Here is a 12528-nt window from a genome sequence, read left to right on the forward strand (position 1 = left end):
CGATGGCCAAGGACGCCAAGAAGCACGGACTCCCGCTGGGGATCGACGTGGGAGGCAGCGGCATCAAAGGTGCCCCCGTCGACCTGTCCGAGGGCACCTTCGCGTCGAAGCGGATGCGGATCGACACCCCGACGCCGTCCACCCCTGCGGCCGTCGCGGCGGTGATCGACCAGATCGTCGACCACTTCGACGACGTGCGCGGTGACTCCCCGATCGGGGTGACCATCCCCGGTGTCGTGACGCACGGCATGGTGCGTTCGGCCGCCAACATCGACAAGTCCTGGCTCGACTTCGACGCAGAGCCGATGCTCGAGAAGGTGCTCGGCCACGACATCGTCCTGGTCAACGACGCCGACGCGGCGGGGGTCGCCGAGCTGCACTACGGCGCCGCCAAGGGGCAGAAGGGCCTGGTCGTCCTCACCACCCTCGGCACCGGGATCGGGACGGCGCTGATCTACGACGGGGTGCTCATCCCCAACTCCGAGCTCGGGCACCTCGAGATCGACGGCTTCGACGCCGAGTCGCGGGCCGCGTCGTCGATCAAGGACAAGGAGGGTCTGACCTACCCCGTCTGGGCCGAGCGGCTGCAGCGCTACTACAGCCACCTCGAGGCGCTGCTGTGGCCGGACCTCATCGTCGTCGGCGGAGGCGTCTCCAAGGACGCCGCGGAGTTCCTCCCCCTCCTGAAGCTCAAGACGAAGATCGTCCCGGCCACGCTCGAGAACAAGGCGGGGATCATCGGCGCAGCGCACCTGGCGGCGCACAAGTAGGCGTCCCGCTGGGCGCCACCGGCGCCTCAGCGCATCGCGACGAGGTCCTGGAGCAGGATCGCCTGACGGCGGCGGAAGAGGTCGGCGCCGAGGCGGGTGCCGACCACCAGTGCCACCGCACCGAAGAGCGGGCCGACGACCAGCGCCACCCAGCTCGCCCACCCGACGCCGAGGTATGCCGCGACGGCCAGTCCCAGCGCCGGCAGCGACAGCGTCATCACGGCGGCGCCACAGACCGCCTGGACGCCAAGGGTCACCCCTGCCGAGCCCGGACGGCTGGTGAACGGGTTCTCGCCCGGTGCCGGCACGGCATACTGCTTGACCGCACTCGTGACGCACGCGACCGCGAAACCGTTGAGGGCGAACGCACACGCCGTGCCGAAGGTCGCCGGCAGCATCCGCCACGGGGACCCGAGGAGCGGCCCGAGCAAGGAGTAGACCGGGACGCAGACGAGCGCCATCAACCCCGAGGGGAACAGCCGCCCGAGTCGGTCGCTCACGCCGTCGACGCCCGAGGCGACGTGCATCCAGAACGCCGTGGAGTCGTAGCCGACGTCGTTGTGCTGGCCCCATCCGATGAGGTAGGCCGACGCGACGGGCATGGCGAGCAGGGCCAGGTCGGAGCCCGAGCCCACACCGGGGATCAGCAGTCCGGCCGGCAGCAGGACCGTCATGATGGCGGGCACGTTGAACCGGGGGTCGCGGATCCAGTAGGTGCCCGCGCGCGCGGCGATGGCGCCCATCGGGGTCGCCGGCAGGCGTCCGAACAGCCCCAGACCGGCCGAGACCTTGCCGCCGTCGGTGGCGACCACCCGCGGGTTGCGCAGCACCGAGACGAGCAGCCGTTCCCACGCCACCAGCAGGACCAGGCACAGGGCCGCCGCCAGCGCGAGGCGGGCCAGGCCCACCCCCCAGTCGCCCAGCGCGAGGTCGCCGGGGGCCGCCCAGGCCCAGCCGAGCGGGGTCCAGGCCAGGACGCGCGCGAGGCTCGCGAGGCTGTCCCGGTCGATCCCCCCATCGGACAGCCCACCGATCAGCGGGCCGGCCACGACGAGCAGCAGCAGTCCCCCGATCCCGGCCACGTCGCGCCCCCGGCGGGTGGCCAGGATCGCGGCTGCCGCGGCGGTGACGATCCGGCTCAGGAGCACACAGCTCAGCAAGCCCAGGACGCCACCCACCAGGGCGGCCAGCGTCGCAGCGACGGACCACGAGCTCGCCACCACGGTGCCCAGCAGCAGCAGCGCCGTCGCGAGGCCGGGCAGGCCGACCAGCGCGGTGAGCACCAGCCCGAGGGCCAGGGTCCGCTCGCGCACGGCGAAGGTCGCGAACCGTGTGGGGTCCAGGGTCGGGTCGACCCCGAACAGGACGATCGGCAGGAGGGTCCAGCCCGCCATCAGGGCAGAGCCGGTCACCACGACCACCGTGCGCGACAGGGCGACATCGCCCTCGGCCCGGAGGACACCCATCATGACCAGCCCGAACACGACGAACCCGCCGCCGTAGAGCAGGCCCAGGACCATCCCGACGATGGCCGCGACGCTGCGGCGCAGGCCGTTGCGCAGGAGGTGGAGCTTCAGTCGGACGAGGTGCGCAACCACGCCAGCCCCTCCACGGTGGTGCGGCCCCCGACCAGGTCGAGGAAGCGGTCCTCGAGGCTGGCCCCGGCACGGACCTCGCCGAGCGGGCCGGCGGCCCGCACGACCCCCGCCGCGATGATCGCGACGTCGGTGCAGATCCGCTCGACCAGGTCCATCACGTGGCTGGACAGCACGACGGTGCCCCCGTTGGCGGCGAAGTCCTCGAGGATTCCGCGGATCGTCCTGGCCGACACGGGATCGACCGCCTCGAAGGGCTCGTCGAGCACGAGCAGCCGGGGCGCGTGCACGAGCGCGCAGGCCAGGGTGATCTTCTTGGTCATGCCCGCCGAGTAGTCGATGACGAGCTTGTCCCCGGCGTCGGTCAGCCCGAGCGCCGCGAGCAGCTCCGCGGTGCGGCCGGCGACGAGCTCGCGGTCCATCCCTCGCAGGAGCCCGGCGTAGGTCACGAGCTGCTGGCCGGTGAGGCGGTCGAAGAGGCGCAGGCCGTCCGGGAGGATCCCGATCTGCGCCTTGGCGGCGACAGGGTCGTCCCACACGTCCACGCCGAGGACGTGCGCGGTCCCGGCGTCCGGCCGCAAGAGGCCGGTGGCCATCGAAAGCGTCGTGGTCTTGCCGGCGCCGTTGGGGCCGACCAGCCCGTAGAAGGAGCCGCGCGGCACGTCGAGGTCGAGCCGGTCCACGGCGGTGGTGTCGCCGAACCGCTTGGTCAGCCCCCGCAGCAGCAAGGCCACCTCGGGCGCCCGGGTGGTCACCGGGGAGCTCCCGGCGTCGGGGTCGGGTGCGGTCTGGGGGTCAACCATGCTCCGACGCTAACCGCTAGCGCTGCCGCGCGACGAGCATTGCCTTCTTGGGGACCGAACGGTCGACCGTGAACCGGCGGGGCTTGTCCGGGTCGTGCTCGGCGTAGCCCATCTTCTCCAGGCGCATCAGGACCACGGGACACTGCGCGCACCGCGGCTTGTCCTTGCAGCACTTCTTCTTCGCCTTGGCGACCTTGGTCCCCTTGGGGGCCTTGGGGGCCTTGGAGTTCTTGGGCACGGTTGGAGAGTAGGTGAGGCTAACCTAAGAACCAAATCCGGCTCGCCGGACGGACAGACCTGCCCCTCGCCCTGGCGCCCGTCAGGCGCCGGGGCGGAACTCGGCCGGCTCACCGCCGGCCAGGTCGGCGATCCGGGTCTCCTGCGAGCCGAGGTTCGCGGCCTGGTTCAGGTAGAGGGTGCGACCGGCCTGGCTGAGCAGCCCGTCGTGGACCGGGATGGCGTGCGGCGCCGCCAGCCGCCGGAGGAAGCCGGTCAGGTCGCGACTGCGAGCCCACGGCGCGTTGAGCGGGAAGGCCAGCACGTCCACTCCCTCGGGCTCGGCGTCGAGCGCGTCACCGGGGTGGAAGAACGTGGGCTCACCCTCGGCGCTGACCCGCATCCCGGTGTTGTGGATCACGGGGATCTCGTCGTGGATCAGGGCATGCAGCTCGCCGACGCCCTGCACGGTCACCGCCCCCAGCGTGACGGTGTCGCCAGCGGCGAACGACGTCGCATCGATCCCCTTGTCCTGCAAAAGCTTCGCCGTGTCGGGATCGGCGACCAGCTGGGCGCCCGGGTTGGCCTTCAGCAGGTCGGGGAGCCGCTCCTGGTCGAGGTGGTCGGGGTGCTGGTGGGTGACGAGGACGGCGTCGAGGTCACGCACCTCCTGGGCCGCCGGCGACCAGACACCGGGGTCGAGGAGGATGCGCGCGTCCGCGACCTCGAGAAGCAGGCTGGCGTGACCGAGGTGGGTGATTCGCATGCCCTCACCGTAGGCACACCGGCGGCCGGTGGCACGGCATACCCCTCGTCACGGACCGGCCGCGCGGGCTGGCTGACCGGGCTGATGGACCCTGCGGCGGCGCTAGCCCATGCCCATGCTGCTGCGCAGCCAGGTGGCTTCGGCGTGCGCGATGGTCCCCGCGGCCTGGGCGATGAGGGCGAGGTTGCGCTGGCGTTCGACGTCGGCCTCCCGCAGGGCCTCGGCCAGCGCCTGACGCGCGGTCTCGATGTCGGCCAGGAAGTGGGGCACCGTCACGGGACTCTCCATGCCCCGCGAGGCTACTGTCTCCCCCGCCGACTCGCCCGGTCAGCGCAGGTGGGTGGATGAGTCGGTCGATACGCCGGGTTCTGTCACCGCTGGCCGTTGCCAGCCAGCGGGAGACGGTCATCCATCTAGGACAGCCGTTGCCGACTGCCTCCAGCGCTCTACCCGTGCACTCGGGCGGGCCGCCCTCGAACGTGCACTGTCTGAGCTTGCTCCAGGTGGGGTTTACCTAGCCGGTGTGGTCACCCACGCCGCTGGTGGTCTCTTACACCACCGTTTCACCCTTACCGCGGCGCCTGTCCGGCCGAAGCCGGGTGGTCCACCGTGGCGGTCTGTTCTCTGTGGCACTGTCCCGCGGGTCACCCCGGGTGGCCGTTAGCCACCACCTTGCCCTTCGGAGCCCGGACGTTCCTCGGCGGTGATTGCTCACCGACGCGACCGCCTGACCGACTCATCCGCCGCCAAGGATAGCGGCCCGTCAGACGGTCAGTGGACGATCTCGAAGCGCACCGTGCCGGTGGCCACGGTGGCTTCGAGCAGCTTCACCTTGACGGCGGTGCCGAGCTGGTTCTGGCCCTCGGCGTTGGCGAGCACGGCAGGGTCCTGGACCTGCACGACAGCCCCGCCCTTCTCACGCTTGTCGACCACCATCGCGTCGAACACCTCACCCACCCGGTCCTCGAGGGCAGCGGCCTCGACGGCGTCGGCGCAGGCCCGCTCGACGCCGTTCGCGACCTTGTCCGACGCGGCCATGATCTCGGGCAGCGACGGTAGCGCCTCGCGGGCCCAGCCGGGCGCCTCGGCGCTGGCGCTCAGCGCCTCGCAGATCGCCAGCCCGAACCGGTCGACCAGCCGGCGCAACGGGGCGGTGACGTGGGCGTAGGGGTAGGCGACGGCGGCGTGCTCGGTCTCCTCCGGGAGCTCCCCGTCGAAGGGGGTGTAGCCCGCCCCGCGGAACAGCGTCGTCGCCTCGTGGATGAGGGCGAGGTGCTTGGGGTTGGTGCGGTCGAGGGTGCGCAGGAACTCGCCGTAGGGAGTGCCCTGCTCCCACTCGATGCCGAGTGCCCGGCTGGCGTGCCGGAAACGGTCGACGGCGTTCTGGTCGGGCGCCGGCATGGTCCGCAGGATCCCGACCTTGGCCTTGATCATCATCTCGGCGGCGGCCATGCCGGTCATGAGCGAGATCTGTGCGTTCCAGTCCTCGACCTCCACCGGGGGCCGGAAGTAGAGCCGGTAGTGACCCTGGTGGTCCTCGTTGACCTCCTGCTCCGGCATCGGCAGGCTCGCGCCACCGCGCCGACGTTCGAACTCGATGCGCTTCTGTCCCACCTCCTTGAGCAGCATCAGCCGCTCGTCCGCCGACCCGTCGTCGATCGCCTTCTGGACGCCCTCGTAGTCGAACCGGTCGGTGCTGCGCACCATCGCGCGGTAGACCGTGACGTCGGTGCCCTCACCGTCGGCCTTGAGGGTCATGTCCCACACGAAGGCTGGCCGGGTCTGGTCCGGCAGCAGGCTCGCGGCGTCCTCGCTGAGGACCGGCGGGTGCAGGGGGGTGCGCTGGTCGGGCGCGTAGACGGTCTGGCCCCGTCGCCGGGTCTCCGCGTCGACCGCTCCCCCGGCGCGCACGAAGGCCGGCACGTCGGCGATCGCGTACCGCACGCGGTAGCCGCCGCCCGCGCGCTCGATGTGCAGCGCCTGGTCGAGGTCCATGGACCCCGGCGGGTCGATGGTGAGGAACGCCACCGCGGTCTCGTCGCGGTCCGGCAGCTCGGGCGCGTCGGCGGCCGCCTTCGCCTCGGACTCGACCTCGGGCGGGAACGACTCCGGCACCTTGAGCTCGGCCCGGATCGCGTCGAACCTCGCCAGCAGCTCGGCCGACTGCTCGACGGCCTTCTCCGCGGTGGGCTCCTGGACGTGGATGCTGCGCTTCGGCATGCCACCAACCTATCCAGAGGACGGGCCCGTGCAGCCCGACGCACCGGCGCCCACCTAGGCTGAGCCCGTGCTGATCCTGCTCCCGCCGTCGGAGTCCAAGACCGGACGCCTCCGCGGCAGGTCGGTGGACCACGAGCGGCTCTCGTTCCCCGGGCTCGCACCGACCCGGCAGGCCGTTGCCGAGGCGCTCGCCAAGGTCAGTGCCCACCCCGATGCTGCGGCCACGCTGGGCGTCAGCGCCAACCTCACCGCCGAGATCGCGCGCAACCTGGTGCTGCACAGCGCCCCTGCCCTGCCGGCCTCCCGCGTCTACTCCGGCGTGCTCTACGACGCGTTCGGCTACGCCGACCTCGACGCCGCCGCGCGCCGCCGCGCCAACCGCTGGGTCGTCGTCGTGTCGGCCCTCTACGGCGCGGTCCGACCCACCGACGCCATCGCCCCCTACCGCCTGTCGATGGCGGTCAACCTGCCCGGCGTCGGTCCGCTCGCGAGCGCCTGGAAGCCCGAGCTCACCGCGGTGCTCCCGCAGGTCGCCGGCCGTGGCGTCGTCGTCGACTGCCGCTCCAGCACGTATGCCGCCGCCTGGACGCCCACGGGTGACCTCGCCGAGCGCTGGGTGCAGGTCCGGGTGCCGGGTGCCACCCACATGGCCAAGCACACCCGCGGGCTGGTCACCCGCGAGCTGTGCCGGGCGGGGCGCGAGGTGCGCCGCGTCCCGGACCTCCTCGACGTGCTGGCGGAGTCGTTCGAGGTGGCCCTCATCCCGCCGGTGCGGGCCGGCCGCCCGTGGGTCCTGGACGCGACGGCTCGCCCATGACGTCTCCCCCACCCCGATGAGCGCGGCCGAGCTCGGCGACGTCCTGCTCCGCGTCCTGCCGGTCCTCATCTTCTTCGTGGCCATCACCGTCGTCGCCGAGATCGCCGACGCGGCGGGGGTCTTCGATGTCGCGGGGCACTGGGCCTCCCGGGCCGGGCGACACCGCACCCCCGTGCTGTGGCTGCTCTTCGTGCTGGTGGCGGTGGCCTGCACAATCGTCCTGAGCCTCGACACGACAGCGGTGCTGCTGACCCCGGTCGGGCTCGCGATCGCGGCCCAGCTCGGCATCTCCCCGGTGCCGTTCGCGCTCACGACCCTGTGGATCGCCAACACGGCGAGCATGCTGCTGCCGGTCTCGAACCTCACCAACCTGTTGTCGCTGCACCACTTCGAGCAGCTCGGGGTCGGGCACGCCGGATACGTCCGGCTCGCCGCCCTGCCTGCCGTGGCAGCGATCATCGGCACGGTCCTCGTCCTGGCGGTCCTGCACCGTCGTGACCTGCGCGGCCGTTACGCGCCCGATGCCCCACCCGAACCGCACGACCCGACCCTGCTCAAGGTGTCCGCGGCCGTCTGCGTCGCCGTCGGCCCGCTCTTCGCGGTGGGGCTCTCCCCGGCGTGGGTGGCCGGGGTGGCGGCAGTGGTCCTGGTGGTCGCGGCGTGGTCACGCGACCGAGACCTGGTGCGCCACCTGTCGGTGCCGTGGCAGATGGCGTTGGCGGTCGCCGCGCTGTTCGTCGTGATCGACGCCGCCCTGCAGCTCGGGCTCGAGCCGGTGCTCGCCTCGCTGGCCGGCGACGGTTCGTCAGCAGCAGCCCTGGCGAGGGTGGCCGGCGCCGGCGCCCTCGCCGCGAACGCCGCGAACAACCTGCCCGCCTACATCGCCCTCGAGTCGGTGACCGCCGACGCGCCGCAGCGGTTGATGGCACTGCTGATCGGCGTCAACGTCGCGCCGCTCGTCACGCCGTGGGCCTCGCTGGCGACGCTCCTCTGGGCGCAGCGGTGTCGGGCCCGCGGGGTGCGGGTCCCGGCCGGGTCGCTCGCCGTGCAGGGCCTGGCCTGCGCACTGGTCGCCGGTGGTCTCGCCCTGGCCGCGCTGGTTCTCGCCGGCTGAGCCGGCCCCGGCCCAGCGGCATACTCAGAGGTCTTTGATGGGTTGACCCCACCAGGGCGGGGTCGACCCATCAAAGACAGCGTCAGGGCTGCTCGGCGAGGCGGGCCAGAGCCGCCTCGCGGCGCCGGGCCACGCCGCGCTCGTCGCTGATGATGGTCGGCACCGGAGCGAGCATGACCACGAGCAGGCACCACGGCACCCCGACCCCTGCCGCGGCCAGCGCAACGGCGAGTGCGAGCAGCGCGAGTGCGGCCAGCCCGTTGCGCAGCGCGGCCGGGTCCAGCCCGACGAGAACCGCGTAGAGGGCGGCGAGGCACAGCCCGAAGGCCGCCACCGGGACGGCGGTGGCCAACACCACTCCCACCGGGCCGGTCTTCGACTCGCCCTCGAGGTAGTAGGCCGCGACGTGCAGGCCGGCACCGGTCCCGGCGATGGCCATGAAGACGGCGATGTGGCCGTAGCCCCAGCGGAACCCGATGGTGCGGCGACGGTCGAGGACCTCCCCCGACGGGAGGGTGAAGTAGAGCCACCACATCGAGAAGGCCAGCCCGGTGCCGGCCAGCCCCAGCACGACGACGTCGACGGACAACCCATCCTGCTCGTCCACCAGGACCGACAGGGCGGCGATGGTGCCCAGCAGGCACTCGCCCAGGGCGATGATGGCCAGCAGCCCGTGTCGCTCGGCGACGTGGTGCGGGTGCCAGGGCGTCCCGCCCCGTCGGCGCTCCGCGAGGAAGGGGCCACCGAGCTCGAGCACGTAGAGCGGCACCATGAGCAGGAAGGTCTGCCACGGGTTGGTGTGGACCACGATCAGGACCAGCCAGCCGACCTGCGCGAGCGCGATCGCCTTGGCGTAGGCGAGACAGGCCGCCCGGCGGGCCGGGTCCTGCTTGGCCGCGCGCAACCACTGGAAGACCATCGCCAGCCGCATGATCACGTAGCCCGCGACCATCAGGCCGTTGTCCAGGTGGGTGCCGTGCTCGAGCGAGGCGTAGAGCCGCGGGATCCCGATGGCCAGCACCAGGACACCGACCATCTGCACCATGGTCGTCACGCGGAACAGCCAGTCGTCCGTGTCGTACGCCGACGCGAACCACGTGAAGTTGATCCACGCCCACACGATCGAGAACATCGTGAACGCGAACCCCACCAGACCCGTGATGAGGTGGTCGGCCGCCAGCGCGTGCGCGAGCTCGGCCGATGAGGCGCTGATCGCGAGGACGAAGGACAGGTCGAAGAACAGCTCGAGGGGTGTGGCGGTGCGGTGCGACTCGTCCTCGCTGCGCCCCGACATCCGGCTCAGGCGGTGGGTGGTGGCCATGCGGGCAGCCTAGGGCTCGCGGCAGCCAGCGGAACCGGGTCAGCCCAGGCCGCGGACGAGGTCCTCGATCACGTCGAGCGGGTCCTCGAGCCCGACCGAGATCCGGACCGTGCCGTCGGTGATCCCGACGGCCGCGCGGGCCTCGGGCGTGAGCCGGCGGTGGGTCGTGGTCGCGGGGTGGGTGACCATCGACTTGGCGTCACCGAGGTTGTTGCTGATGTCGACGACCCGCAGGCCGTTCATCAGGGCGAAGGCCTCGTCCTTGCCGCCGTCGATCGCGAACGTCACGACGGTGCCGCCGCCGAGCATCTGGCGCCGAGCCAGCTCGTGCTGGGGGTGCGAGGGTAGCCACGGGTAGAGCACCTTCGTCACCCGCGGGTGGGCCTCGAGCGCCTCGGCGACGGCAAGCGCGTTCGCGGCCTGCTTCTCGACCCGGAGCGACAGCGTCTCGAGTCCCTTGACGAGCACCCAGGCGTTGAACGGGGACATCGACGGGCCGGTGTGGCGCATCAGGTTCTTGACCGGGCCGTTGACGAACTCGGCGGTCCCGAGCACGGCGCCCCGAGGGCTCGACCCTGGCCGTCGATGTGCTTGGTCGCGGAGTAGACGACGATGTCGGCGCCGTGCTCCAGGGGCTTGGAGAAGACCGGCGTCCCGAAGACGTTGTCGACGACGACCTGCGCCCCCGCCGCGTGCGCGAGGTCGCACACCGCCCGCATGTCGACGAGCTCCTGCATCGGGTTGCTCGGCGTCTCGAAGAACACGGCCTGGGTCGGCTCGGACAGCGCCTCGCGCCACTGGTCGAGGTCGGGCCCGTCGACGAACACCGTCTCGACGCCCCACCGCGGCAGGATCTCGTCGAGGATGACGAAGCACGACCCGAACAGCCCGCGCGACGAGACGACGCGGTCGCCCTTGCCCAGCAGGGCGGCCAGCGCGACGAAGACCGCGGACATGCCGGAGGCCGTGGCGAAGCAGGCCTGCGCGCCCTCGAGCTGGCGCAGCCGCTCCTCGAACATCGTCACCGTGGGGTTGCCGTAGCGGCTGTAGATGAAGTGGTCGACCTCGTCCTTGAAGGCCGCCTCGGCCTGCTCGGCGCTGTCGTAGACGAACCCCGACGTGAGGTAGAGCGCCTCCGCGGTCTCGTCGAAGTTGCTGCGGGCCAGGCCTCCCCGCACTGCCACCGTGTCGGGTCGGAACGACTGCTCCCCCGCTGCAGGGGGCTGCCCGGTCATCCCTGCCGCCACGGGAGGCCGGAGTTCTTCCACCCCGACACGGCGCGGTGGCCGTGCTCGTCGTGCGGTCCCTCGAAACCCTCCAGCACGTTGTAGGCGGGTCCGAGCCCAGCGTGAGTGGCGGCCTCGGCAGCGGCGACGGACCGCACCCCGGAGCGGCAGATGAAGTAGATCGGGGCGCCGTCGGGCAGCCCGGCGTCCTGCAGCTGCGCCACGAAGTCACCGTTGACGGCCCCGTCGGGGAAGCGCTGCCACTCCACGAAGACCACCCGCTTGCCCAGCGCCGCGAGGTCCGGGACGCCGACGTAGCTCCACTCGGCGGTGGTGCGCACGTCGACCAGGACAGCGTCGTCGTCCGCGGCCAGCGCGGCATACGCGGCATCGGGGGCGACGTCGCCGGCGTAGGTGGTGGGGGGCTCGGAACTCATCGCGTCAGCGTAGAACCACCGCCACATGCCGAGACGAGCGGCCCACGACGTGGACGCGGCGAGGCCCTACGTGCGGTTCGTGAAGGCGACCGAGACGTTGCCGTCCGGCCAGACCTCCAGCGCGGTGAGCGACCCGGGCGCGGCGGCCAGCCGCCAGACCTTGTCGTGGGGGATGCCGAGGACGTGCGCGAGCACGCACATGATCGGCTTGCGGTGGCAGACGACGACCGTGGTGCCACCGGCGGCGACCACCCGCTCGAAGGCCGCGACGACCCGCGCCGCGAGCTGGTCGTGCGACTCGCCACCCGGCCGGGCGTAGGCCGGGTCGGCCCGCAGCGCCAGGAGCGCCTCGGCCTCGTCGCGGACCAGGTCGGGGATGCTCTGCCCGTCCCAGTCGCCGAAGTCCTGCTCGTCCCAGTCGCGGTCGACCGTCGCCTCGACCCCGATGGCGTCGGCGACGGCCGCGCCCGTCTGCACGGCCCGCGCCAGGGACGACGTCACCACCCGGGCTGGCGAGCCGCCGAGCAGGTGAGCCGTCGCGCGGCCGGCCGCTGCGGCCTGGGCCTGCCCTGCGGTGTTGAGCCCGGGGTCCGCACCACCCCTGCCGTCCAGTCGCGAGGCGACGGTGAAGTCGGTGACGCCGTGCCGCACCAGCACGATCCGGGTCGGGTTGCCCTCCCCCGGGCTGACTGGCGCCGGGCTGGGCACCGGGTCGATGACCTCGTCGACCACCTCGTCGATGAACTCGTCCATCGTCGCGGCGCTGGCCCCCTCGCGGTCCGGCCCGAGCATCCGGTCGATCGTCCGGCCGTCCATGCCGTCGTTGGACAGCGCGTCGGCGTCCTTGTTGCGCTCGCGCGGGATCCAGGTGAAGGACACCGAGCCCCCGGCTGCGCTCACCTGCGACGCGAGGTCGCGCGCCTCCAGGGCGAGCTGGCGCATGTCGGGGTGCTTGATCTTCCAGCGTCCGGCCATCTGCTCGACGACGAGCTTGGAGTCCATCCGGACCTCGACGTCGGCGCCGGCGTCGATCCGCAGGACGGCGCGCAGCCCGGCGATCAGCCCGGAGTACTCGGCGACGTTGTTGGACTCCTTGCCGAGCGGCGCAGCCCCCTCCCAGAGCACGCGGCCGTCGGCACCGTCGCGCACCAGCGCGCCGTAGCCTGCGACTCCGGGGTTGCCCCGGGAGCCGCCGTCGGCCTCGACGACGAGACGCCGCCGGCTCATCGCCGCACCCCGAACC

Annotated in this window: 12 protein-coding genes, 1 other RNA gene and 1 pseudogene; 3 read left to right on the forward strand and 11 right to left on the reverse strand. The window is 72.2% G+C overall.

Annotation, left to right across the window (positions count from 1 at the left end; translation table 11 throughout):
* Positions 1–2 precede the first annotated feature (2 nt).
* Positions 3–770, forward strand: coding sequence for a polyphosphate--glucose phosphotransferase (gene ppgK / locus BLQ34_RS06895; RefSeq protein ID WP_091783312.1), 768 nt, complete (start codon positions 3–5; stop codon positions 768–770).
* Positions 771–796: 26 nt separating this feature from the next.
* On the opposite strand, the gene BLQ34_RS06900 is transcribed toward ppgK, so the two are convergent.
* The 7 genes from BLQ34_RS06900 to BLQ34_RS06925 all read right to left on the reverse strand — a co-directional run bounded on the left by BLQ34_RS06900 (position 797) and on the right by BLQ34_RS06925 (position 6370).
* Complete coding sequence (locus tag BLQ34_RS06900; RefSeq protein WP_091783315.1) at positions 797–2368, reverse strand: hypothetical protein; 1572 nt, start codon at positions 2366–2368, stop codon at positions 797–799.
* Positions 2344–3168, reverse strand: a complete 825-nt coding sequence (locus BLQ34_RS06905; RefSeq protein ID WP_091783317.1) for an ABC transporter ATP-binding protein — start codon at positions 3166–3168, stop codon at positions 2344–2346. Before BLQ34_RS06905 ends, BLQ34_RS06900 begins: the two co-directional genes overlap by 25 nt.
* 16 nt (positions 3169–3184) lie before the next feature.
* On the reverse strand, positions 3185–3406 hold the full coding sequence (locus BLQ34_RS06910; protein WP_091783319.1) for a hypothetical protein: 222 nt from the start codon (positions 3404–3406) through the stop codon (positions 3185–3187).
* Between the two features lie 81 nt (positions 3407–3487).
* Positions 3488–4150, reverse strand: coding sequence for an MBL fold metallo-hydrolase (locus BLQ34_RS06915; RefSeq protein ID WP_091783322.1), 663 nt, complete (start codon positions 4148–4150; stop codon positions 3488–3490).
* A 102-nt stretch (positions 4151–4252) separates the two neighbouring features.
* The gene (locus BLQ34_RS18720; RefSeq protein ID WP_157692929.1) at positions 4253–4438 is read right to left on the reverse strand and encodes a hypothetical protein; all 186 of its coding nucleotides are present in this window, start codon (positions 4436–4438) and stop codon (positions 4253–4255) included.
* Between the two features lie 53 nt (positions 4439–4491).
* Positions 4492–4889: RNase P RNA component class A (rnpB, locus tag BLQ34_RS06920), an RNA gene on the reverse strand.
* Positions 4890–4921: 32 nt separating this feature from the next.
* Positions 4922–6370, reverse strand: coding sequence for an RNB domain-containing ribonuclease (locus BLQ34_RS06925; RefSeq protein WP_091783325.1), 1449 nt, complete (start codon positions 6368–6370; stop codon positions 4922–4924).
* A 67-nt stretch (positions 6371–6437) separates the two neighbouring features.
* Here BLQ34_RS06925 and BLQ34_RS06930 point away from each other — a divergent pair, with 67 nt between their 5' ends.
* Both BLQ34_RS06930 and BLQ34_RS06935 read left to right on the forward strand, forming a co-directional pair.
* Positions 6438–7187: a YaaA family protein gene (locus BLQ34_RS06930; RefSeq protein WP_091783328.1), complete on the forward strand. Its 750-nt coding sequence runs from the start codon at positions 6438–6440 to the stop codon at positions 7185–7187.
* Positions 7188–7203: 16 nt separating this feature from the next.
* A complete protein-coding gene (locus BLQ34_RS06935; RefSeq protein ID WP_091783331.1) occupies positions 7204–8301 on the forward strand; it encodes an SLC13 family permease in 1098 nt (365 codons plus the stop codon).
* Positions 8302–8383: 82 nt separating this feature from the next.
* Here BLQ34_RS06935 and BLQ34_RS06940 read toward each other — a convergent pair whose 3' ends face one another.
* The 4 genes and pseudogenes from BLQ34_RS06940 to BLQ34_RS06955 all read right to left on the reverse strand — a co-directional run bounded on the left by BLQ34_RS06940 (position 8384) and on the right by BLQ34_RS06955 (position 12512).
* Positions 8384–9622, reverse strand: coding sequence for a low temperature requirement protein A (locus tag BLQ34_RS06940; RefSeq protein WP_091783334.1), 1239 nt, complete (start codon positions 9620–9622; stop codon positions 8384–8386).
* 39 nt (positions 9623–9661) lie between these two features.
* A pseudogene (locus BLQ34_RS06945) lies at positions 9662–10857 on the reverse strand (O-succinylhomoserine sulfhydrylase).
* Positions 10854–11285: a rhodanese-like domain-containing protein gene (locus tag BLQ34_RS06950; protein ID WP_091789448.1), complete on the reverse strand. Its 432-nt coding sequence runs from the start codon at positions 11283–11285 to the stop codon at positions 10854–10856. Before BLQ34_RS06950 ends, BLQ34_RS06945 begins: the two are co-directional and overlap by 4 nt.
* Positions 11286–11351: 66 nt before the next feature.
* Positions 11352–12512, reverse strand: coding sequence for a bifunctional RNase H/acid phosphatase (locus BLQ34_RS06955; protein ID WP_091783337.1), 1161 nt, complete (start codon positions 12510–12512; stop codon positions 11352–11354).
* Positions 12513–12528 lie beyond the last annotated feature (16 nt).

Source organism: Pedococcus dokdonensis (assembly GCF_900104525.1).
GTDB classification, from domain to species: Bacteria; Actinomycetota; Actinomycetes; order Actinomycetales; family Dermatophilaceae; genus Pedococcus; species Pedococcus dokdonensis.

Excerpts from the sequence above, each read along its gene's own strand:
- BLQ34_RS06915 (WP_091783322.1), bottom strand. The coding sequence starts at position 4,150 with ATGCGAATCACCCACCTCGGTCACGCCAGCCTGCTTCTCGAGGTCGCG.
- BLQ34_RS06925 (WP_091783325.1), bottom strand. The coding sequence starts at position 6,370 with ATGCCGAAGCGCAGCATCCACGTCCAGGAGCCCACCGCGGAGAAGGCC.
- BLQ34_RS18720 (WP_157692929.1), bottom strand. The coding sequence starts at position 4,438 with ATGGAGAGTCCCGTGACGGTGCCCCACTTCCTGGCCGACATCGAGACC.
- BLQ34_RS06950 (WP_091789448.1), bottom strand. The coding sequence starts at position 11,285 with ATGAGTTCCGAGCCCCCCACCACCTACGCCGGCGACGTCGCCCCCGAT.
- BLQ34_RS06905 (WP_091783317.1), bottom strand. The coding sequence starts at position 3,168 with ATGGTTGACCCCCAGACCGCACCCGACCCCGACGCCGGGAGCTCCCCG.
- BLQ34_RS06955 (WP_091783337.1), bottom strand. The coding sequence starts at position 12,512 with ATGAGCCGGCGGCGTCTCGTCGTCGAGGCCGACGGCGGCTCCCGGGGC.
- ppgK (WP_091783312.1), top strand. The coding sequence starts at position 3 with ATGGCCAAGGACGCCAAGAAGCACGGACTCCCGCTGGGGATCGACGTG.
- BLQ34_RS06935 (WP_091783331.1), top strand. The coding sequence starts at position 7,204 with ATGAGCGCGGCCGAGCTCGGCGACGTCCTGCTCCGCGTCCTGCCGGTC.
- BLQ34_RS06940 (WP_091783334.1), bottom strand. The coding sequence starts at position 9,622 with ATGGCCACCACCCACCGCCTGAGCCGGATGTCGGGGCGCAGCGAGGAC.